This window comes from Arthrobacter sp. Soil_C_60, from assembly GCF_057656375.1.
The window spans coordinates 52,348-74,063 of record NZ_JBDGKM010000009.1; the positions used below are offsets into that span (position 1 = coordinate 52,348).

Sequence of the window (21,716 nt, forward strand, 5' to 3'; positions counted from 1 at the left end):
GGCATACGTCCGGCCCCGACGGCGCCCGTCACAATCACCCTCAGGAACGCCCCGCCATTCGTTGTTTTACCGCGGATTCATCCACTGGTCAGCGGCTTAAGCTGTTCACGAAGGGCGAAGAAGCTAGCATTCGGTTATGAGCCACTGGTCAGGAAATCCGGCACCATCCACGAATGCCGGCTCTCCCGCGGAAGGGAGAATCAACAAGAAGCACGTGCTCGCGTGGGCCTCTTGGGACTGGGGCTCCGCCGCCATCAACGCGATCATGACGACGTTCGTCTTCACGGTCTATCTGGTGAGCGACCCCTTCGGCGGCGAAGACTATGCCTCGCCGATCCTCGGGTACGGCCTGGCCGTGTCCGGCGTTGCCATCGCGCTCCTGGCCCCGATCACCGGCCAGCGCTCGGACTCCGGCGGACGGCGGAGGTACTGGCTGGGCGTCAACACTATGGCCGTCGTCGCGCTGACGGCGCTGTGCTTCTTCGTCTACCCCTCCCCCGGGTTCCTCTTCGTCGGCGTCGCGCTGATCGCACTGGCCAACATTTTCTTCGAGTTCGCCAACGTCAACTACTACGCGATGCTCGGGCAGATCTCCACGCCGTCCACCGTGGGCAAGGTCAGTGGCTTCGGCTGGGCCATGGGCTATGTCGGCGGCATCGTGGCCCTGGCGCTGGTGCTGATGGGCTTCGTCCTCCCCGAGACCGGCTGGTTCGGAGCCACCGCCGAAAACGGGCTGAATATCCGGCTGGTCGCGGTGTTCTCGGCCGTCTGGTTCCTGATCTTTGCGCTGCCGGTGCTTTTTGCCGTGCCGGAAATTCCTCCACAGCCCAAGGCCGCCCGGCTGGGCTTCTTCGCCTCCTACGGGCTGTTGTTCCGCCGGATCAAGGCCATTTACCGGACCAGTCCGCACACCATCTTCTTCCTGCTGGCCAGCGCGGTCTTCCGGGACGGGCTGGCAGCCGTCTTCACCTTCGGCGGTGTGATTGCCGCCGGCACCTTTGGCTTCACCCTGACGGAAGTCATCTTCTTTGCCATCGCGGGGAACGTCGTCGCCGCCCTTGGCGCAGTTGCCGGAGGGATCCTCGATGACCGGATCGGACCGAAGAAGATCATCGTCGGTTCCCTGGTCGGACTGATCGTCGCCGGCGCTGCGGTCCTTGTGCTCGGTGCCAACACGTACAGCATCTTCGGCGCAACCCTAACCGGAGATACCACTTTCTGGATCTTCGGGCTGATGCTGTGCCTCTTTGTCGGCCCCGCCCAGTCCTCCAGCCGCGCCTATCTGGCACGGCTGGCGCCCAGAGGCGAGGAGGGAGAGTTCTTCGGTCTGTACGCGACCACCGGCCGGGCCGTCAGTTTCCTGGCACCCACGCTCTTCGGCCTGAGCATCACCATCTTCGGGTCCCAGCGCTTCGGCATCCTGGGCATCCTCATCGTGCTGCTGGCGGGCCTGCTGGCACTGCTGCCGGTCAAGGAGCCGCGCGAGGTCCCGACGGCCCAAACGCCGTCGGCCTGACTAGCGCTCTATGGTGGTGCGGTGGAAGTTGAGGTAGCTGCGCGAAGCCGTCGGGCCCCGCTGGCCCTGGTACCGGTTGCCGTACTGGCCGGACCCATAGGCGTGTTCGGCCGGTGAGGTCAGGCGGAAGAAGCACAGCTGGCCGATCTTCGAGCCCGGCCAGAGCTTGATCGGCAACGTGGCCATGTTGGACAGCTCCAGCGTCACGTGGCCGGAGAAACCCGGATCGATGAAGCCCGCCGTGGAGTGTGTGAGCAGGCCCAGCCGGCCCAGCGACGATTTGCCTTCCAGCCGGGCGGCGATGTCCTCGGGCAGGGTCACCGTTTCATAAGTGGATCCCAGCACGAACTCGCCGGGGTGCAAAATGAACGGCTCATCGGGGTCCACCTCAACAAGGCGCGTCAGATCCGGCTGCTCCAACTGCGGGTCGATGTGCGCATATTTATGGTTGTCGAACAGCCGGAAGAACCGGTCAATCCGCACGTCCACGCTGGAGGGCTGGATCATTTCGGGCAGAAACGGGTCCAGGACAATACGCTCGGCATCGAGTTCGGCTCGGATATCGCGGTCTGAGATCAGCACCATCTAAAAATAACGCATGGCCTGCGGGAGCCTTCAATTCCCGACGGCGGCTCCACCAGCCGCTCCTCTGTTCCCCGAGGCGGCGCAGTGGAAACATAGAGGGTACGGCCGCGCTGGGCGCCAGTTCATTGACAGGGGAATCATGGAAGCCGGAAGCACTTCGCAACGCCCACGGTTCGCGCTGCTGGTCGTCATGGCCACCGCCGCGGCGCTGCTTTTCACGCTCGTGACGGCCGCTCCCGCCTCAGCCGCCGAACCTGTCCGGGACCCGGCCAACATCAAGGTTCTGGTCAACAAGGCCCACCCGTTGAGCCCCCTCAAGTACACCCCGAAGCTGGCGCGGTGGAAGAGCACTGGCTACCGGATGCGGCCGGATGTCAGCACCAAACTCACCAGCCTTTTTGCCGGCGCCGACGGCGCAGGCCATGCGATCGCCGTCGTCAGTGCCTACCGTTCCTATGCTGAACAGCGTGACCTCTACAACTACTACGTGAGAATCTACGGCAAGACCTACGCGGACCGGATTTCTGCCCGCCCCGGCTATAGCGAACACCAGACGGGACTTGCAGTGGACATCGGCCTGGCCAGCGGATCCTGCGGACTGGAAGCATGTTTCGGCGATACCGCCGCAGGCAGGTGGGTGGCCGCCAACGCGTACAAATACGGATTCATCATCCGCTACCCGAAGGGCCACGAAGCCACCACCGGCTACACCTATGAGCCTTGGCATCTGCGCTATGTCGGAGTCACTTTGGCCACCGAAATGCGGACCAAGAAGATCCCGACCATGGAGCACTACTACGTGCTGGGCAAGCCGAGTATCCGCAGCTACGCGGACGTGATGGCGGCCGATTCCGCCGGTGACCTCTGGCGTTACCCGGGCAGCGGCGGCAGGATGCACCCCCGGGTGAAAATCGACTATGCCTACGGCGGCGTCAAGACCGGCACGTCGGTCGACTGGAACCAGGACGGGACCATCGACCTGCTGCTCCAGATGAAGGACGGCCGGCTGCTGGTGAACTTCGGCCGGTCCGGCGGCGGCTTCCAGGCACCCCGCGAAGTTGGCCGTGGCTTCGCCAAGTACGATCTCGCCGTTGGACGCTGGGCCTCCGCAGACACCTACCCGGGCGTTGTGGCCAAGCGTTGGTCGGACGGCGCCCTGCTCTACTATCGCAACGGCTCCGCGGCCTACCTGTCCGCTGGCAGGACAATCAGCAGCGGCTGGGGACGTTACCGTCCCACAATGCTGGACTGGAACCAGGACGGCAAACAGGATCTGGTAGCCATCCGGAATACCGGCGAGCTCTACTTCTACCCGGGAAACGGCTCCGGCAGCGTCAACACGTCAAAACGCCAGCTGGTTGGCAAGAGCGGCTGGCACAAGGTCTCAACCGTGACCCCGCTCTACGGCTATACCGCGGCGGGATCCGCCGGTTTCATCGGGAAGTTCACCGACGGAACGTTGAAGTATTACCCCTACAGCAAGGGCCGTTTCGGCTTACGCACCCAGGAGGGAACAGGCTTCACCTCTTATAACGTTTTCCGGTAGAGCTCCCCCAAACGCTGCCGGTGGTCGAGACGAACGGCGACCGCCGGCAGCCCTTCGCCGGCCGCGCGCGGGCTGGGCTATGGCTGGCCGATCTCGGTGCGGACGGCGTAGAGCTCCGGGAAGAACGTCAGTTCCAGGGCCTTTTGCAGAAAACCGACGCCGGATGAACCGCCGGTGCCGCGTTTCATGCCGATGGTGCGTTCCACCGTCTTCAGGTGGCGGAAACGCCAGAGCTGGAAATTGTCTTCAAGGTCCACAAGTTCTTCACATGCCTCGTAAACGTCCCAGTTCTCGTGGGCATTCTCGTAAACGTATTTAAAGGTCTGCACCAGTTCAGGATTGAACACGTGGGCTTCGCTAACGTCCCGTTCCAGCAGTTCCCGCGGTACCGCGTAGCCCCGGCGGGACAGGAACGCCAGGAACTCGTCGTAGATACTGGTCTTCCCCAGCAGGTCCCCAAGCAGGGCCTGGGCGCTCGGATCAGCCGAGAACACGTCGAGCATGCCGCGGTTCTTGTTGCCCAGCAGGAACTCAACCGCCCGGTACTGGTAGGACTGGAAGCCCGAGGACGAACCCAGCTGGCCACGGAATTCCGCGTACTCGGATGGCGTGAGGGTGGCTAGCACGGACCATTGTTCCGTCAGCGAGCGCTGGATGTGTTTGATCCGGGCAATGCCCTTCATCGCAAACCGCAGGTCATCGGCCTGCAGTTTTTCCCGCACGGCGCGCAGCTCGTGCAGAACGAGCTTGAGCCACAGCTCCGAGGTCTGGTGCTGGATGATAAAGAGCAGCTCGTCGTGGTGTTCCGGCCGGCTCACCGGCCGCTGGGCGGAGAGCAGATCGTCCAGCTGCAGGTAAGAGCCGTAACTCATCTTGTCGGAGAAATCGGTCTCGATTCCGGTTTCAAATTTCCGGGTGTTCTTGTCCACCGTCATGGCACTCCGTTGTATTGGTTTTGGTTACCTACCAGCCTACGACCAGCGCACTCAGGGCAGGGGCTGGGAGGTCTACAGTTGTGCCATGGACGTGGAAGAAACGCCGTTGCCGGGAATCGGCCTCCGCCGGGAGATCGTGCTGGACAACGGCAGGCGTGTTGGCATAGTCATCCATCGCGACGGCGAGACCGAGTTGATCATCTCGCGCCTGGACGATCCCGACGCCTGCCTCGCCTCGGTTCCGATGAGTGTGGAGGAGGCCGCTACCTTGGGCGGGCTGCTCGGCGGCCCTACGCTGGTGGCCCAGCTATCCGAAGAACACAGCGAACTGCCCGGCGTGAGTACGCGGCAGTTCCCGGTGACCGAAGGGTCGCCTTTCTCCGGGCATGCCCTGGGCGAGGCCAGGATCCGGACCCGCAGTGGCGCGTCCGTGGTCGCCATTATTCGCGAAGGCCAGGTGATGCCTTCCCCCGCACCGAACGACACCATGAAGCCCGGAGATCTGCTCATTGTGGTGGGCACTCCTGATGGACTCGATGCTGCCGCCAAGATCCTGCACGGGGGATAGGCGGGCGTGGGCGGCACGACTCTTGTCCTGATCGAGCTCGGCCTGGTGTTTCTTGGGCTGGGCATCCTCGGTCGTCTTGCCGCCCGGATCGGCATGTCGCCGGTTCCGTTGTATCTGCTGGGCGGACTGGCTTTCGGCAACGGCGGGTTGATCGAATTCGGCAGCATCAGCGAATTCAGCCACATCGCCAGCGAAATCGGCGTGGTCCTGCTCCTCCTTATGCTGGGGCTCGAATATACCGCCCGTGAACTCGCGACAGGCCTGCGGCAGTCCTGGCAGGCCGGAGTGGTGGACCTGCTGCTGAATTTCCTCCCCGGTGCTCTGCTGGCGCTCATCCTCGGCTGGGGCGGGATCGGAGCACTGGTACTCGGCGGCGTGACCTATATATCGTCGTCGGGCATCGCGGCCAAAGTCCTCACGGACCTGGGCCGTCTGGGAAACAGGGAAACACCGGTGGTGCTCTCCATCCTGGTCCTGGAAGATCTCGCCATGGCCGCCTATCTGCCGGTGCTAACGACGGTCCTTGCCGGGGCTTCGTTCCTGGGCGGACTGCAGGCCGTTGGCGCAGCGCTGCTGGCGGTGAGCGCAGTCCTGTTCCTGGCCATCCGGTACGGCCAGCGGATCACCGCCTGGATCCACAGTCCGGAACAAGAAACGTTCCTGCTCAAACTGATCGGCGTCGCGCTGCTGGTAGCCGGCCTGGCCTCGGCCATGCAGGTTTCGGCCGCCGTCGGAGCCTTCCTGCTGGGCATCGCGATATCGGGTGCAACGGCTGAAAGCGCCGTCCGGGTCCTGGCGCCGCTGCGCGATATCTTTGCGGCCATGTTCTTCGTGGTGTTTGGGCTCAACACCGATCCGGCCTCCATCCCGCCGGTGCTGGTCTGGACCATCGTATTGGGGGTGGTGACCGCGGGCACCAAAATGGCTACCGGCTGGTGGGCAGCGCGTCAGGCGGGAATCGGCCGCTGGGGACGGCTTCGGGCAGGCTCTGCACTGATTGCCCGAGGGGAATTTTCCATCGTCATCGCCGGCCTCGCGGTGGCCTCGGGCGCCATAGTCGCCGAACTGGCAGCGGTAGTGACGGCCTATGTGATGCTCATGGCGGTGACCGGGCCGATCGCCACCCGCTTTGCCGAGCCTGCCGTCCGCCGGATATCCCGACAACCCGAAGCGGAGCCGGCGAGCTGACTCAGCGTACGGAGGAATCCCAGCGCCATGCCCGGCCCCGGGTTTCCGCGGTCCGTCCGCTGGCCCGCAGCAGGTCCTGCCACGGCTCGCTGGTCCTGGCAGCGTCAGGAAACAGCCGGTCGAGCACCCTGGCTATGGTCCCGCCGTCGGCCTCATAACCAATGCCGTGGGCAGCCAGAATGTCGTAGGCGTGCAGGGCCGCTTCGGTGATCCCCATGGCGGCAAAGCCCGAAGCGTCCGAGATACCGGCCGGGTGATAGCCGCGTTTGTCCGGCGGCGCTACCGCAACAACGGCACTCAACAATCCCGCGGTAGCGTCGAGGCAACTGATGATGCCGGCCGTCCCGGTGGCCGGATCCGGCCAGAACAGGATCTCCGGTGAGCCTTGCCGCCATGGAGGCGGATCCTGCAGCACCACATAATCGTCCTGCGGCGGGTTGCGCCCCGAAAGCTGCATGGCATAGAACCCGAAATCGTCCATTAAATGCGCCGCGGTGTCGCGGCAGCTCCACTCCAGTTGGTAGGCAGGTTCCTCCCAGGCGGCGTCCGGCAGCGCGGCCAGATGGTCCAAGGCGTCATCGGCGACGGTACGCAGATCATCCGCGGTAAGCATCATGTCTCGATCGTGCACCATTTCGCTCCAATTTGTCGCCCCTTTGTAGCGCAACCCCCACTTTGGGGCTTATGGTCAAATCGAAAGGTTGCTTAGGACCGTATCTTCCGCCGAGGATTCAGTCTGAGCGTCTACAAGGATGTGGAGGCGCAGTACCGATGCCACAGCACGAGAGGTTTGATCCCCGGAACCGCAAGAAACCGCGCGCCCTGGCCGGACTAACACTGGCACTGGGCGCCATGCTTTTAAGCGGCTGCAGCGAAGCCGAAAGCGTGCCGACGCTGACCTGGTACATCAACCCCGACGACGGCGGCCAGGCCGCTATCGCCGAAAGATGCACCGCCGATTCCGGCGGCGCCTACCGGATAGAAACCTCGCTGCTCCCCAACGACGCGGCCGCCCAGCGCGAACAGCTGGCCCGCCGCCTCGCCGCCGGAGACTCTTCCCTTGACATCATGAGCCTGGATCCGCCGTTCATCCCCGAACTCGCCGAGCCGGGCTTCCTGGCTCCGGTGCCCGACGACGTGGCCCAGCGCACCACGGAAAACGTGGTCGAGGGCGCCTTGGCCGGCGCGCAGTGGAAGGACGAGCTCGTCACCGTCCCCTTCTGGGCCAACACCCAGCTGCTGTGGTACCGCAAGTCGGTGGCAGAAGCAGCCGGACTGGACATGAGCCAGCCCGTAACGTGGCAGCAGATCATGGATGCCGCGGCCAGCCAGGATAAATTCCTGGGCGTCCAGGGCCAGCGCGGGGAGTCGATGACCGTCTGGGTCAACGCGCTGATCGAGTCCGGCGGCGGGCAAATCATCCAAAATCCGGAGGCACCCGCCGCGGAAATCGAACTCGGCCTGGTCTCCGAGGCCGGCACGGAAGCCGCGGAAATCGTTTCGACCATTGGCGACGAAGGGCTCGGCGGTCCCGGCCTGGCCACCCAGGACGAGAACTTCTCGATGATCCTTTTCCAAGGCGACAATGGCTCGTTCATGGTGAATTGGCCGTTCGTCTGGCCAGCCACCAACAGCGCCGTTGAGGCAGGTGCTCTGGACCCTGAACTGATCGAGGACATCGGCTGGACGCTGTATCCCAGAGTCAACGCAAACGAACCGGCCGCGCCTCCGCTGGGCGGCATCAACCTCGGCGTCGGCGCGGCGAGCGACCATCCCGATCTGGCCTACCAGGCCATCGAGTGCATCGTCTCCCCCGAGAACCAGGCCGAGTATTTCATCACCAACGGCAACCCGCCGTCGAACACCGAAGCCTACGAAGATCCGAGGATCGAAGAGGCCTTCCCCATGGCTGACACCATCCGGGAATCCCTTGAACTCTCCGCGCCGCGGCCGCAGACCCCCTATTACAACGAGGTCTCCATCGGCCTGCAGCAGAACTGGGCACCGCCCAGATCCGTCGTTCCGGCAACCACGCCGGAGCAGACTACCGAATTCATCCTTGCAGTACTCCGAGGGGAGAGCCTGCTGTGAGTACCACGGTCAAATCAAGCAGCCCGGGTACCAAAACTGCCAAGCGTGCAGCCCAGCCCTACAGCGAACGGGCCAAGGGCGAGCGGAGGCTGGGCTGGCTGCTGGCCGGTCCGGCGTTCGTCGTCATGCTGGCCGTGACGGCCTACCCCATCGTCCAGGCCGGCTATGACTCGCTCTTCAACTACCGCCTGACCGCGCCGTCGGAGCGGGAGTTCATCGGCCTGGGCAACTATGGCGTCATCCTGACCGACTTCGTCTGGTGGCGGGATCTGGGCGTGACGCTCCTGATTACGGTCATCACCGTCATCGTCGAGCTGATCCTGGGTTTCGCGCTGGCGCTGGTCATGCACAAAGCGCTCAAGTCCGTCCGCGGACTGCTGCGCACCGCAATCCTGGTGCCGTACGGCATCATCACGGTGGTCTCCGCCTTCGCCTGGTTCTACGCCTTCGACATCAACTCCGGCTACATCAACAACTGGTTCGACTGGGTGCCCGGCATCGATCCGGACCTGAACTGGTTCGCCGGCACCTGGACCTCGCTGTTCGTCATCATGGCCTCGGAGATCTGGAAGACCACGCCCTTCATTTCGCTGCTGCTGCTGGCCGGCCTGGCCCAGGTCCCGGATGAGCTGACGGAGGCAGCAGAGGTCGACGGCGCCACCTGGTGGGAACGGATGAGCCGGGTGATCCTGCCGAACATGAAGGCGGCCATCATGGTCGCGGTGCTCTTCCGGGCACTGGATGCCTTCCGCATTTTCGACAACGTGTTCATCATGACCAACGGCGCGTTCGGCACCGAGGTACTGTCCCTGCTCGCCTACCGCACGTCCATCAGCCGGTTGGAGATCGGCATGGGTTCGGCCGTCTCCGTCCTGCTGTTTATCTGCGTTCTGTTGATCTGCTTCATAGCCATCAAGCTGTTCAAGGTCGACCTTGCCGGCGCACGAGGGAGTAAGTAATGAAGAATTCATCGACCAAGGAGAAGGTGACGTGGTCGGTCATTTCCGTGCTCGTGCTGCTGTACGCGCTGTTCCCGGTGGCTTCCATCCTCGCGACCTCCTTCAAGCAGCCCAGCGACCTGACCACGGGCAAGTTCCTGCCCACCGAATGGAGCACGGTCAACTACGAACAGATTCTGGTCGGCGAAGCCCAGGGCCTGTTCCTCAGTTCGCTGCGCAACTCGATCGGCATCGCCCTGATTGCCACCTTCATCGCCGTCGTCCTGGCCACCTTGTGTGCCTATGCGATTGCCCGCCTGGACTTCCCCGGCAAGAAGATGATCCTCACCACCGCGCTGGCAGTCTCCATCTTCCCGGTCATCTCGATCGTGACCCCGCTGTTCAACCTCTGGCGGACCATCGGCCTCTATGACACCTGGCCCGGACTGATCATCCCCTACCTGTCGCTGACGCTGCCGATCTCCATCTGGACACTGGCGGCATTCTTCCGGCAGATTCCGTGGGAGCTGGAGCAGGCTGCCCAAGTCGACGGCGCCACCACGTGGCAGGCGTTCCGCAAGGCGATCGTCCCGCTGGCCGCCCCGGGTGTATTTACGACGGCGATCATCGCCTTTTTCATCGCCTGGAACGATTTCGTTTACGGCATCTCCCTGACCTCGACGGAGGCAGCCCGGCCGGTACCGGCGGCGCTGGCCTTCTTCACCGGCGCCTCCCAGTTCGAGGAACCCACCGGAGCCATCTCGGCGGCGGCCATCATTGTGACCATTCCGATTGTCCTGCTGGTGCTGCTGTTCCAGCGCCAGATTGTCTCAGGCCTGACCCAGGGCGCCGTCAAGGGCTGACCCGCTGCGCATAGAAAAGGATTCGACATGGCCTCGATTACTTTGAACAACCTCGTCAAGCAGTACGGGGACGGCTTCCCTGCCGTAAACGACGTCAGCATCGATATAGCGGACGGGGAATTCATTATCCTCGTTGGCCCTTCCGGCTGCGGCAAGTCCACCCTGCTCAGGATGATCGTGGGTCTGGAGGACATTACCTCCGGGGACCTGCTGATCGATGGCAAGCGCGTGAACGAGAAGGCGCCGCGCGACCGCAATCTGGCCATGGTGTTCCAGAACTATGCCCTGTACCCGCACCTGACGGTGTTCGAAAACATCGCCTTTCCGCTCAGGCTTGCCAAGGGACGGCACAGCGAGGCCGAAGTCCAGCGACTGGTGACCGAGGCCGCCAAGACGCTGGAGCTGACGGACCATCTGCAGCGCAAGCCGGGAAACCTCTCCGGCGGGCAGCGGCAACGGGTGGCCATGGGCCGGGCCATCGTGCGGCAGGCCGACGCCTTCCTGTTCGATGAGCCGCTATCCAACCTGGACGCGAAACTCCGCGGCCAGATGCGTTCCGAAATCTCGCAGATGCAGCGCCGGCTCGGGGTTACCTCCGTCTACGTCACTCACGACCAGACCGAAGCCATGACCTTGGGCGACCGGGTTGCCGTGCTGAAGAAGGGCGAACTGCAGCAGATCGCCTCGCCGCGCGAGCTGTACGAGCAGCCGGTCAACCTGTTTGTCGCCGGCTTCATCGGCTCACCGTCGATGAACTTCCTGCCCGCAACGCTGGAAGGCAACAAGCTCAAGACTCCCGTTGGGGACATCGAGGTCTCGGAGGAGAAAGTCCGGGTAGCAGAGGGCAAGCGCGTGGTCCTGGTGGGCATCCGCCCGGAATACTTCGAAGACGCCAGCATGGTGGACGAGAGCAAGCGCCAGCAAGGCTCCACCTTCACCGCGGAGCTGACGCACACCGAGTGGCTGGGCAACGAACAGTACGGCTACATCAAGTTCGATCCGGATCCCGAGGTCCGCGACCTCCTGGACAACCTCGCCCGCGAGATGGACGCCGATGAGCTCAGGCCGCAGATCGTGGTCACCCTCGACGCTGCCAGCCGGATCCGCGGTGGCCGCCCGGCCGAGCTGTGGCTGGATACCCGCAAGATCCACCTGTTCGATCCGGGAACCGGCGAAAACCTGACCCGGGACGCTGCGGCAGGAGCCGCGCTGACCGATGAAGCAAACGCTGCGCGGGCCGAGGAAATCGCGGACGCCCGGGAGCGGGACGCGGCGACAAAGCAACAGGCGTCCTGAGCCGCTGCGCCACCTGCATGTCGCAGTTCCGCAGTTGGCCAAGGCTGGGGTAAGCTGATCCTCGTTGTTTCAACCGGGATCATTGTCCAGTTTGTTGGACGGTCCCCGTGCGGGCGTAGCTCAATGGTAGAGCGCTAGCTTCCCAAGCTTGATACGCGGGTTCGATTCCCGTCGCCCGCTCCAATTTCCCGTCTCTGCCCCTTTGGGCCATGGCCGGAATCGCGGCCGGGCTCCGGTTATGACCCCGGCGCGACCGGACTGCTCAATACTCCTTGTCGGGACCGAAGCCGGCCCGGTCCACCCTGCGGTGGAAGCGCATTCCTGCCATCCCGCCCAGCAAAGCTCCACCCAGCGTCAGCACCAGCACGACGCCCAAGGCGATCAGCCCCGGAACCGTCAGATCCTGAAGCGCTGCCGACACGGCAGGATTTCCGGTAGCCGAATTGATCAGATCCATGCCGCCGGTTGCCAAGCCGACAACGCTGGCCACAACGGCCATCACGATTCCCCAGAGCCATACAGCCAGTCCCTGGCGGACCCCGTCAAAGCGTGCCATCCGTCCGGCGACGTAACCACCGGCGAAATAGGACAGCAGCAGAATGACGCCCAGGACGATGGCGGCAGGGATACCCGCGGCCCCACCACCGGAGGCAATCGCCTCCGGATTCTGAACATCGTTGAGGGCAGAGAAGCCAAAGGCTACGGCAATACCTGTGGCGATGGACAGCAGCAGGACGATCATGCCGCTGGCACTGAGCCACCCGAAGAACGCGGAGCCCAGCTTCACTCCGCCGAACGCGTCGCGCTGCCGCACGAAAACGGCCTCGCGGTCCAGCGGCGTCACCGGCCGGTAGGCGTCGGTATCCCGCGCCGGGTACTCATCGCCGGCCTGTTCATCGACGCCGGCCTGGTCACCGGGATAAGCCCGTTCTGCGCTGATGCGCCGGCGAGTCGGAGCGGCTGCGGCCGCGCCGGAGGTATTCAGGACGGTCGTGTCGTTGTTCCCGGAGCTGCCGGAGGCACCAAGGACAGTCGTGTCGTTGCTACCTGTTGTCCCGGAAGTGCCGGAGCCGGCCGCCGGTGCGGCCGACCGGTCAAGCGGCCTGGTGTCCGTGCCTTCGGTTCCGGCGGCCCCGGCAGCGGTCCGGTCACTTTCACCGGTGGTATTCAACACGGTGGTGTGCTCGGCCGTGTCCGCCTCGTTCACGGGCGGCCGTCCGGATTCCGCTACTTGCTCCTGCCACAGGGGGTTTTCGCTCCCCCGGTGAGTGCCGTCGTCGTTCTTGTCCCGGGCCTTGTCTTCGCTCATCTTGCGGGCCTCCTGCTTCGATGGCCACCATCGCCGCTTGGCTACGGCAGGCTTGTGCTCCTGTTGCGTCTACCCTAGTCCGGGCCCCGGACGCAGGCCAGCAAGTGGGGCCGGTGTGCCGGACCGGCCGCAACGCAACGTAGGTTTTCGCCCCGCTACCGGTAAACTTAAAGGCGATGAACCGCAAAATGTTTAAGTCGAAGATCCACCGCGCCACGGTCACGCATGCCGATCTGCACTATGTCGGCTCCGTCACCGTTGACCTCGACCTGCTCGATGCAGCGGACATCCTCCCGGGCGAGCTGGTTTCCATTGTGGACGTCACCAACGGCGCCCGGTTGGAGACCTATACCATTGCCGGCGAACGCGGCTCCGGGGTCATGGGCATCAACGGTCCCGCCGCGCACCTGGTGCATGAGGGCGATACGGTCATCCTCATCACCTACGCGGACATGACCACCGAAGAAGCCAAGGCCTATGTGCCCACCGTGGTCCATGTCGATGCCTCCAACAAGATCCTCGAGCTGGGTACGGATCCGGCCGAGGCTCTTACAGAAGGCCTGATGCGCCCGCCGTTCGCCATTAAGTAAGGGCGCGGAACCGCCGCCGTGCTGGGGGTCATCGCCGGCTTTTCCGTTGTCTGGGTGGTGATCCTGACAGGCTTCGCGGTCGGGCGTGCCAACGTGCTCGGCCCCGAAGGCAGCCGCGCGCTGAGCCGGCTGGCCTTCTTTGTGGCCAGCCCCTGCCTGCTGCTGGAGACCCTGAGCCGCTCCGACCTGGCGGTCATTTTTTCCGACACGCTGATCGTCGCAGCGGTCAGCGCCGTCGTCACGGCCATCGTGTTCCTGCTGTTCGCCAGGCTATGGCTGAAGCGGGACCTCTCCGATGCGCTGATCGGCTCCATGTCTTCCTCGCTGGTCAATTCGGCCAATCTTGGCCTGCCCGTTGCCGCCTATGTGCTTGGCGATGCCACTCTGGTGGCGCCGGTCCTGATCTTCCAACTGGCTTTCTTCTCACCGGTTTTCCTGATGCTGCTGGATTCGAATACCAGCCGGCACCGGACCACTGTTTTCAGCTTCCTGTTCCAGATTGTCCGCAACCCGATGATTATCGGCACCGGGATCGGCCTGCTGCTTGCGGTCACCGGTTGGCAGCCGCCCGAACTGGTCATGGAACCCATCCGGCTGATCGGCGGAGCTGCGGTGCCGGCGATGCTGATCGCCTTCGGGATTTCGCTCAACGGATCCAAACCCCTGCAGGCCGGAGGCGGGCGGAGGGCCGACGTGGTGCTCGGATCGGCTTTCAAGCTGGTGCTGCAACCGGCCGTCGCGTATCTGGTGGCGCGTTTCGCGTTGGGAATGGAGGGGCATCTGCTGTTTTCCGCCGTCGTGCTTGCCGCTTTGCCCACCGCCCAGAACGTCTTTGTTACGGCACAACGCTATGAGCGCGGCATCGTCATTGCCAAAGACACCGTCCTGCTGACCACGATCGTTGCAGTGCCGGCAATGATGGGACTGGCGGCGCTGCTGGCCTGACCGGCCGCGGTCTCATGGCTTTGCAGCGGCTTACCGCCGACCGGCGCAGGCTGTGTAGGCTGGCGTTCATGGTGACGACTCCCGCTGAGGGACATCTGGACAAGATCCGCAAGGGCTACTCCTCCGACGGCCCGGCCGTGCATTTGGGCGCCGCAATGCTCGACGGCGAAATCCATCCGGACGCGCCTGTGCGGCTGCCGATCGCGATGATGAACCGGCATGGGCTGGTCTCGGGCGCCACGGGAACCGGCAAGACCGTCACCCTGCAGGTCATGGCCGAGCAGCTGTCCGCCCACGGCGTTCCGGTCTTCCTCGCCGATATCAAAGGGGACCTGACCGGGCTCTCCACTCCGGCCGCCGGCAACGACAGGCTGCGCCAGCGCACGCAAAGCGTCGGCCAGGACTGGAGCGCCAAGGCCTTTCCGGTGGAGTACTTCTCCCTGGGCGGCGATGGCAAGGGCGTGCCCGTGCGGGCCAGGATTTCCGATTTCGGGCCGCTGCTGCTGGCCCGGGTGATGGGCCTGAACGAAACGCAGGAGTCCAGCCTCCAGCTGGTCTTCTACTATGCGGACAAGAACGACCTGGAACTCTACAATCTGGCGGATCTGCGCGCCGTAATCTCGTTCCTCACCTCGGACGAGGGCAAGGACTCGCTGGAGTCTCTGGGCGGCCTGTCCCGATCCACTGCCGGCGTCATCCTGCGCGAACTCGTCACGCTCGAAGCGCAGGGCATGGACAAGTTCTTCGGCGAAACCGAGTTCGACACCGCGGAGTTCCTCCGGCTGGCCGAGGACGGCCGCGGCGTTATCTCCTGCCTGGAACTGCCGACCCTGCTGGCGCGACCCGCGCTTTTCTCCACGTTCCTGATGTGGCTGATCGCGGACCTCTTCGCTGAGCTGCCCGAGGTCGGCGACATCGAGAAGCCCAAGCTCGTGTTCTTCCTTGACGAGGCGCACCTGCTCTTCCGCAATGCCTCGGACGCGTTCCTCGAATCCATCATGACCACCGTCCGGCTGATCCGGTCCAAGGGGGTAGGCATCTTCTTCGTCACCCAGACGCCCAAGGATGTGCCGTCCGAGGTGCTCGGCCAGCTGGCAAACCGGATCCAACATGCCCTGCGCGCGTTTACGCCCGACGACGCCAAAGCCCTCAGGGCGACGGTGTCCACATTCCCGACCAGCGCCTACGACCTGGAGGAAGTGCTGACCAATGCCGGCACCGGGGAGGCCGTGGTCACGGTGATGACCGAGCGAGGCGCTCCGTCACCCGTCGCCTGGACCAGGATCTGTGCGCCCGAATCCACCATCGGCCCTTCCCCTGCCGCCATAGTGGAGCGGATCGTGCAGGAATCGCCGCTGCTGCCCGTCTACGCGCCGGCCGTGGACAGCCACTCCGCCTTCGAAAAGCTCAGCGGAATTCCTGCTCCTACCCACGACGGCGGACCCGGCAGCTCCGGAATGGCCACCGGCACCAAAGCCGGGGGAATCGGCGACGATGGCTCTGGCACTAACGGCGGCACGCGCACCGATACTAACGGCGCCTCCGTCCCGCGGACGCAGGTCGATATCGATGCCGAGGCGCGGCGGATTGAGGAGGCCATCCTCGGCCGGCCGTCCAGCCGCCCGGCGACCAGAACACAGGTCCCGCTGCCGGACCTGCGGCCCATGCCCGAAACGGGACAGCAGCGGCAGCCTGAGCAGCGCGAATCCCGCCAGTCCGGACCGGAGCAATCTGCCCCTGAGTGGCGCAGTAGGAAGCAGCATAGCCCGGAGCGGCAAACTCCTGAACGCAGCACCGCGGAACGGCACAACCCGGGACAGTCCGGGAAGCCGGGCAAGAAGGACGATACGGCGGATCTGATCAAGGACGTGGCCGTCCAGGCGGCTGCGGTTCTGGGACGCGAACTGGTCCGCGGGCTCTTCGGCACGCGGCGCCGCCGTCGTCGTTGGTAGTTGCTTGCCTTGACGGGGCGTAACGTAGCTAACAGCGGTCAAGGTTCCTGCCCCGGCAACAGGTAACGTAAGAGCGTGGGAAATTCGACGGTGCTCAAGACGGTGGCTGCATGGCTGCTCTGTTTAATGCTTGCCATTGCCGCCGCCGTGCTGACCGTGGTGCTGGTAAACGCCAACGTCTACAGTCCTCAGCATCAGGTCCGCGCGTATATCGACGCACTGCGGGACGGCGACGGGTCCAAGGCGCTGGGGCTGCTGCACGCCACCGTTCCGGATGCCAATGCGGCATTGCTGGATGGCCCCGCGCTCAAGCAGTCCGTGGCTGAGCTGGAGAATCTCGAAATGGGCGAGCCCGTGGAGATCGACAGCAACCGGGTGGAACTGCCCGTCCACTACACGATCGACGGAACCGAGCACAGCACGTCCTTCGAGCTGGAGAAGTCCGGAACCAGCTGGCTGTTCTTCAACCAGTGGGCCTTTGTGCCCACCACGCTGCCCACGCTCGACATCAGTGTGGTCAATGAGGACGAGGCCTCGCTCAACGGCACCCGCGTCGCCCTGCCGGAAGGCAAAGGCGAATTCTCGGTCTTTGTGCCCGGCACCTTCGAGGCGCACTACACCAGCCAGTTCTTTGCCGCTCCCGCCGTGGAATCCGTGGTGACCGAACCGGCAGAGGCAGCCGAAGCCCGGCTGTCCCTGTCCACGCAGGCGACCCCCAAACTGGTGGAAGAAGTCACGGCGCAGGTCCGCGGCTTCCTTGACGGCTGCGCCGAGCAGAAGGTGCTGCAGCCGGCCGGCTGCCCCTTCAGCCAGGCCATGAACCGTGTCCAGGATGACAGCATCAACTGGGACATCGTGGACTACCCCGAGGTGACGATCGAGCCCAGCAACGGCACCTGGATCATGAAGCCGCTGACCGGGACCGCGAAGCTCAATGTGGTGGAGATCGATCTCTTCACCGGCCAGGCTGTCCCCCGCGAGCTGGAGCAGGACTTCACCTTCACCGGCAGCCTCGCCGTCAATGACGGCAACGTCACGCTCACGCCCGTTGTGGAGTACTGAGCCGCTAACCGCAGCCGGCCCCGCTTGGAGGCGTAGGCCTGCTTTGGACCGTCGGACTGCTGCAACCTGCTAACGACGACGGCGCCCGGGTACCGCCGTCGGCAGTCCCCGGGCGCCGCTCGGCACCGTTCTCTTTAGTCCAGTCCGCGCAGGTCCAGCGTCAGTTCGCCGCTGCCGCTGCCCAGCACTACCGGGATGCCCCAGTCCTGCTGGTACAGGTGGCAGGCCGCGTGGTCGGGAATCTCGCCCCCGGGCTCGCCGTCGCAAGCTGCCGCGCGGGCGGTGATGTGCAGGACGCCTTCGGGAACGTCTTCGGACAGCACCAGCTCACGTACCAGGCCTACGGAGGTGCCGCCGCCGGAAACCAGCAGGTTTTCCGGCGAGGAGGAGATCTTCAGCTGGGTGGGATCGCCCCAGCGGTCATCGAGCTTCTGTCCCTTGGGCGCGGCGAACCGCACGGTCAGCGCCAGCGGACCGGCCGAGACCTCGGTCTTCGGGCGCTGCGTCTGCGAGGCACCCTCGTCCACGGTCAGCGCTTCCTTGGGAAGGGGGATCCGGACCAGCTGGTGCTTGTTGGCCTCGACCACGATCAGCAGCGGCTCTCCCCCGTCCGCTACCGCGGAGGTGTCCATCAGCACGTCGGAGGGCTCGGCGAAGCCGCGGGCCAGCGTGGAAACGGTTCCGGTGGCGGGATCGTAGCGGCGGACCGCGCCGTTGTAGGTGTCGGCCACGGCCACGGAGCCGTCCGGAAGCACGGTCACGCCCAGCGGATGCTGCAGCCGTGCCTCGTCGGCGTCGCCGTCGCGGAAACCGAAATCGAACAGCCCGGTGCCGATGGCGGTCTGCACCTGCACCCGCTCGCTGCCCTTGACCTCGGAGAAGGAGATGACGCGCAGGGCGGACGTCTCCGAGTCCGCGACCCAGATGCTGCCGTTGGCGTCCTGGGCCAGACCGGAGGACTGCGCGAACCAGGCGGCGGTAGCCTCGCCGTCCTGCAGGCCTTCCAAGCCGGTGCCGGCCAGTACAGCTACCTGCCCGTTGGCCGGGTCGAAGGAGAAGATCTGGTGCACGCCGGCCATGGCCACCACAACCTTGTTCAGCGCGGTGGACCACAATACGTCCCAGGGTGAACTGAGCGAGACGGCCAGCGGGTCCTCCCCCAGCGAGGAGGAAGCTGTAGCCAGCACCTCCGCGAGCTCCTCTCCGAGGTCTTCGCCGGAGGCGGCCTCGTCCGCCACGGAGCCCGGGCCTGCCTCGGCCTGGGAAGCGGCGGCGCGCTGGTTTTCCGCATCCAGCAGGCGCTGGACACCGTTGCCGGCAATCGTGGCCACGGCACCGGTCGCCAAGGTGAGTCCCCGCAAACGGTGGTTGACAGAGTCGGCGATAACGACGTCGTACCCGGCCTTTGCGCGTACGTCCTCGGGCAGCAGCGCCAGGCCTTGGGGCTCGTTGAAGCGCGCGGCATCCGCCGAGCCGTCCTGCCAGCCCTTTTCTCCCGAGCCATAGACGTTCAGCACGGTGTCCAGGTCCGCCGCCAGTTCCACCAGCCGGTGGTGTCCGGTATCCGAAACCAGGAACGTTTCGCCGGCGGAACCAACACCGTCCGGCAGCGGGACAAGCTTGCCCGGGAAGCGCAGGACACCGGCGGTGGTTTCGGCCGGCACGTAAGGGCCGTCCCCGCGGTGCAGGGTGCCCTTGGCCTCGTGTTCGGCGATCAGCTCCTCGACCAGGGACTCGAGTCCCCCGGCATGGCCTTCGCCGGACAGGTGGGCCACGATGTAGCCTTCCGGGTCGACGACCACGAGCGTGGGCCAGGCGCGGGCGGAATAGGCCTGCCAGGTGTCCAGTTCCGGATCATCCAGTACCGGGTGGTGGATCTCGTAGCGTTCGACGGCGGCGGCCAGCGCCACCGGATCCGCCTCGTGTTCAAACTTGGGCGAATGAACACCCACCGTGACCAGCACGTCCCGGTACTTCTCCTCCAGCGGCCGCAGTTCATCCAGCACGTGCAGGCAGTTGATGCAGCAGAAGGTCCAGAAGTCGAGCAACACAATCTTGCCGCGCAGATCCTCCAGTCCCAGTTGCTTGCCGCCGGTGTTGAGCCAGTTGCGGCCCACCAGTTCGGACGCCCGCACGCGGTAATTGGTGCGGATGGACGTCTCGGCTGCCTCGGTCATGGGGTATCTCCTTGGTTCCGGCTGGAATCTGTGGGGGCCTGGGACGGGGTACGTGTTACCTGCTCGTCCCGCTGTGCCAGTCTGGCAAACATATCGTTATAAGCGGCCAGCTCCGCATCCTTATTCCTGTCAGCCGCCCGATCTTTACGCTTTGTTTCCCGTGCGTCCGTTCGTGACCACATCAGGGCCACGCCGATCGCCACGCAGAGCGTCGGTATTTCGCCGACTCCCCACATGATGGCGCCGCCGAGTCGCTGGTCCTCCATGGCCGAGAGTCCCCAGTCCCGGCCCATACTGCCGAACCACGAGGCCTGCAGCAGCGACGTCGAACTTGTCAGGGCGACGCCGAAGAACGCGTGGAAGGCCATGGTCGCGAAGAGCAGGACCAGCCGCAGCGGGAACGGCGCGCGGTACGGCACCGGATCCTGGCCGATCATCGACAGCACAAACAGGTAGCCGGTGAGCAGGAAGTGGACGTTCATCAGCTCGTGCCCCACATGCTCGTGCAGGGCGAAGCCGAAGGCCGGCGAGTAGTAGAAAATGATGATGGAGCCGGCGAAGTTTGCGGCCGCAAAAAGCGGGTGCGTGATGACCTTGGAGTAGGTCGAGTGGACCAGCCACAGAATCCATTCGCGGGGCCCCCGGCTGCCGTCCTGCCGCGGCGGCAGGGCCTTGAGCGCCAGCGTCACCGGCGCGCCCAGCACCAGGAACAGCGGCACCACCATGGTCAGCGCCATGTGGTCCAGCATGTGGGCGCTGAAAAGCACCATGCCGTAGACCGCCGGCGCACCGGAGGTAACGTAGGTCAGCGCCAGCAGTCCCACAATCCAGCTGGCCGCACGCGCAATCGGCCAGGAGTCTCCACGCCGGCGGACCCGCATCATGCCGATCAGGTAGGCAATGCCCACAATCAAGGTGAACGCCACCCAGAGCCAGTCCCAGCGCCAGGTGGTGATCCACGCGGAGCCGGTGAGTTCGGGCGGAAGGTCGTAGCCGGTCAGGATGCGGGCTGGCGAAGCGTCCGGCGGCAGTTCCTCCGGGGTCGGCGGCGCGGTCCGGGCCAGCGCGACGGCCACGCCGGAGATGGCGCCCATGATCAGCAGTTCGACGGCGATCAGCTGCCACAGCACGCGGGCCGCTGATTTGGTACCCAGCTGCGGCACGATCCACTGCCGGTGCATAAAGCCGATGGCACCCAGCAGCAGCGTTGCCAGCGTCTTGAAGACCACGAGGGCCCCGTACTCGCTGGCGATCTGGTCCAGCGACGTGATGCGGATGCCCGCGTTGATCAGGCCGGAGAAGAAGACCAGGAAGAAACTGATCAGTGCCAGCGCCGAATAGCGTTTGAGCACGTGCTTGGTGATGTCCTTGGAGCCAAGGGTGCCGGACAGGAAGGCGAGGGCAATCAGCCCGCCCACCCAGAGGCAGACTCCCAGCAGGTGCAGGCCGATGGAGTTGACCGCCCCGTAGTGGTCGTCGCCGCCGGCGGAGTGTCCGGTCAGCGCCATGGGCAGCAGGCCGCCCATGGTGGCCAGCACCAGCGTGAAGGCCAGTGCGGTCAGCGAGCGGACGCCGAAGATCAGGGTGGCCACAATCGCGGCGACAATCGTAATGGCGAGCCAGGCCTGCCCGGTGGCGATGTCCGTCATGTAGCCGACCAGCGCCGAGGTGTACCCGGCATCGCCGCTCAGCGGGAGCCCGGAAATATCGGAGAAGGACAGCACGAGAACAGCGACGGCGGCCAGCGTCCACACAATCGCCGCTCCGGCCGCAAGGGCCAGCACACGGGTGAACGCAGGGTGCTCGGGACTGTCGTCCTGCTGATCGGATTTACGCGAGCGGTGCAGGCGCTTGGGCACGATGGCCACGGCGAACACCAGAGAGCCGATCACGGCCGCCAGTGCGAGGTTGTGGACAGCTTTCGCCGCAGGCAGTCCCCAGCGCGTGAGCGCTCCGGGGTCCGAGAGCTGGCGGGTAGCTGCGGCCCCGGAGTAGATCAGTGCGGCCACGAGGGCAAGAACGACGACGGCGGCTGCGGCCAGGAGCCACAGCTTGCCGATGCCCTCGGCCGTAATCGCGGCAGGACGCAGCGGCTCCCCGGCGGTTGGCTGCTGGGAAGACTGCTTTGCTGATGGTGCTGACACGGTATCCATTC

Annotated in this window: 18 protein-coding genes and 1 tRNA gene; 13 read left to right on the forward strand and 6 right to left on the reverse strand. The window is 64.9% G+C overall.

Going from position 1 to position 21,716, the window contains the following annotated elements; genetic code table 11:
* Positions 1 to 136: 136 nt before the first annotated feature.
* Positions 137 to 1,516 carry an MFS transporter gene (locus AC3A4M_RS17005; RefSeq protein ID WP_498737153.1) on the forward strand — a complete coding sequence of 460 codons (1,380 nt, stop codon included), beginning with the start codon at positions 137 to 139 and terminating at the stop codon, positions 1,514 to 1,516.
* Here AC3A4M_RS17005 and dcd read toward each other — a convergent pair whose 3' ends face one another.
* Positions 1,517 to 2,098 carry a dCTP deaminase gene (gene dcd / locus AC3A4M_RS17010; protein WP_498634585.1) on the reverse strand — a complete coding sequence of 194 codons (582 nt, stop codon included), beginning with the start codon at positions 2,096 to 2,098 and terminating at the stop codon, positions 1,517 to 1,519. It lies immediately after the preceding gene.
* 142 nt (positions 2,099 to 2,240) lie between these two features.
* Here dcd and AC3A4M_RS17015 point away from each other — a divergent pair, with 142 nt between their 5' ends.
* Entirely contained in the window at positions 2,241 to 3,647 is a 1,407-nt protein-coding gene (locus AC3A4M_RS17015) for a M15 family metallopeptidase (protein WP_498737155.1), read from the forward strand.
* 77 nt (positions 3,648 to 3,724) lie between these two features.
* Here AC3A4M_RS17015 and AC3A4M_RS17020 read toward each other — a convergent pair whose 3' ends face one another.
* Positions 3,725 to 4,582, reverse strand: a complete 858-nt coding sequence (locus tag AC3A4M_RS17020) for a tryptophan 2,3-dioxygenase (RefSeq protein WP_498737157.1) — start codon at positions 4,580 to 4,582, stop codon at positions 3,725 to 3,727.
* Between the two features lie 85 nt (positions 4,583 to 4,667).
* Here AC3A4M_RS17020 and AC3A4M_RS17025 point away from each other — a divergent pair, with 85 nt between their 5' ends.
* The gene (locus AC3A4M_RS17025) at positions 4,668 to 5,150 is read left to right on the forward strand and encodes a cation:proton antiporter regulatory subunit (RefSeq protein WP_498737158.1); all 483 of its coding nucleotides are present in this window, start codon (positions 4,668 to 4,670) and stop codon (positions 5,148 to 5,150) included.
* Positions 5,151 to 5,156: 6 nt separating this feature from the next.
* On the forward strand, positions 5,157 to 6,338 hold the full coding sequence (locus AC3A4M_RS17030) for a cation:proton antiporter (protein ID WP_498732152.1): 1,182 nt from the start codon (positions 5,157 to 5,159) through the stop codon (positions 6,336 to 6,338).
* Position 6,339: 1 nt separating this feature from the next.
* On the opposite strand, the gene AC3A4M_RS17035 is transcribed toward AC3A4M_RS17030, so the two are convergent.
* A complete protein-coding gene (locus AC3A4M_RS17035) occupies positions 6,340 to 6,954 on the reverse strand; it encodes a DinB family protein (protein WP_498737160.1) in 615 nt (204 codons plus the stop codon).
* A 155-nt stretch (positions 6,955 to 7,109) separates the two neighbouring features.
* Between AC3A4M_RS17035 and AC3A4M_RS17040 the strand changes: the two genes are divergently transcribed.
* From AC3A4M_RS17040 to AC3A4M_RS17060, 5 genes are all read left to right on the forward strand, one after another.
* Complete coding sequence (locus AC3A4M_RS17040) at positions 7,110 to 8,429, forward strand: sugar ABC transporter substrate-binding protein (protein ID WP_498737162.1); 1,320 nt, start codon at positions 7,110 to 7,112, stop codon at positions 8,427 to 8,429.
* Positions 8,426 to 9,388: a carbohydrate ABC transporter permease gene (locus tag AC3A4M_RS17045; RefSeq protein ID WP_498737164.1), complete on the forward strand. Its 963-nt coding sequence runs from the start codon at positions 8,426 to 8,428 to the stop codon at positions 9,386 to 9,388. Before AC3A4M_RS17040 ends, AC3A4M_RS17045 begins: the two co-directional genes overlap by 4 nt.
* Entirely contained in the window at positions 9,388 to 10,230 is an 843-nt protein-coding gene (locus tag AC3A4M_RS17050; RefSeq protein WP_498737166.1) for a carbohydrate ABC transporter permease, read from the forward strand. Before AC3A4M_RS17045 ends, AC3A4M_RS17050 begins: the two co-directional genes overlap by 1 nt.
* A 27-nt stretch (positions 10,231 to 10,257) precedes the next feature.
* Positions 10,258 to 11,526 carry an ABC transporter ATP-binding protein gene (locus AC3A4M_RS17055; RefSeq protein ID WP_169995670.1) on the forward strand — a complete coding sequence of 423 codons (1,269 nt, stop codon included), beginning with the start codon at positions 10,258 to 10,260 and terminating at the stop codon, positions 11,524 to 11,526.
* Positions 11,527 to 11,635: 109 nt separating this feature from the next.
* Positions 11,636 to 11,709: transfer RNA gene (locus AC3A4M_RS17060), tRNA-Gly, on the forward strand.
* Between the two features lie 79 nt (positions 11,710 to 11,788).
* Here AC3A4M_RS17060 and AC3A4M_RS17065 read toward each other — a convergent pair.
* Positions 11,789 to 12,835 carry a YrzE family protein gene (locus AC3A4M_RS17065; protein ID WP_498737168.1) on the reverse strand — a complete coding sequence of 349 codons (1,047 nt, stop codon included), beginning with the start codon at positions 12,833 to 12,835 and terminating at the stop codon, positions 11,789 to 11,791.
* A gap of 176 nt (positions 12,836 to 13,011) precedes the next feature.
* On the opposite strand from AC3A4M_RS17065, the gene panD reads away from it, so the two are divergent.
* The 4 genes from panD to AC3A4M_RS17085 all read left to right on the forward strand — a co-directional run bounded on the left by panD (position 13,012) and on the right by AC3A4M_RS17085 (position 17,384).
* On the forward strand, positions 13,012 to 13,425 hold the full coding sequence (gene panD / locus AC3A4M_RS17070) for an aspartate 1-decarboxylase (RefSeq protein WP_498737170.1): 414 nt from the start codon (positions 13,012 to 13,014) through the stop codon (positions 13,423 to 13,425).
* Positions 13,426 to 13,443: 18 nt separating this feature from the next.
* Entirely contained in the window at positions 13,444 to 14,370 is a 927-nt protein-coding gene (locus tag AC3A4M_RS17075) for an AEC family transporter (RefSeq protein WP_498737171.1), read from the forward strand.
* A gap of 68 nt (positions 14,371 to 14,438) precedes the next feature.
* Positions 14,439 to 16,322, forward strand: coding sequence for a helicase HerA-like domain-containing protein (locus tag AC3A4M_RS17080; protein WP_498737173.1), 1,884 nt, complete (start codon positions 14,439 to 14,441; stop codon positions 16,320 to 16,322).
* Positions 16,323 to 16,397: 75 nt separating this feature from the next.
* Positions 16,398 to 17,384 carry a zinc ribbon domain-containing protein gene (locus AC3A4M_RS17085; RefSeq protein WP_498737175.1) on the forward strand — a complete coding sequence of 329 codons (987 nt, stop codon included), beginning with the start codon at positions 16,398 to 16,400 and terminating at the stop codon, positions 17,382 to 17,384.
* Positions 17,385 to 17,518: 134 nt separating this feature from the next.
* On the opposite strand, the gene AC3A4M_RS17090 is transcribed toward AC3A4M_RS17085, so the two are convergent.
* Positions 17,519 to 19,561, reverse strand: a complete 2,043-nt coding sequence (locus tag AC3A4M_RS17090; RefSeq protein ID WP_498737176.1) for an NHL domain-containing thioredoxin family protein — start codon at positions 19,559 to 19,561, stop codon at positions 17,519 to 17,521.
* Positions 19,558 to 21,714, reverse strand: a complete 2,157-nt coding sequence (locus AC3A4M_RS17095; RefSeq protein ID WP_498737177.1) for a bifunctional copper resistance protein CopD/cytochrome c oxidase assembly protein — start codon at positions 21,712 to 21,714, stop codon at positions 19,558 to 19,560. The genes AC3A4M_RS17090 and AC3A4M_RS17095 overlap by 4 nt, the downstream gene beginning before the upstream one ends.
* Positions 21,715 to 21,716 lie beyond the last annotated feature (2 nt).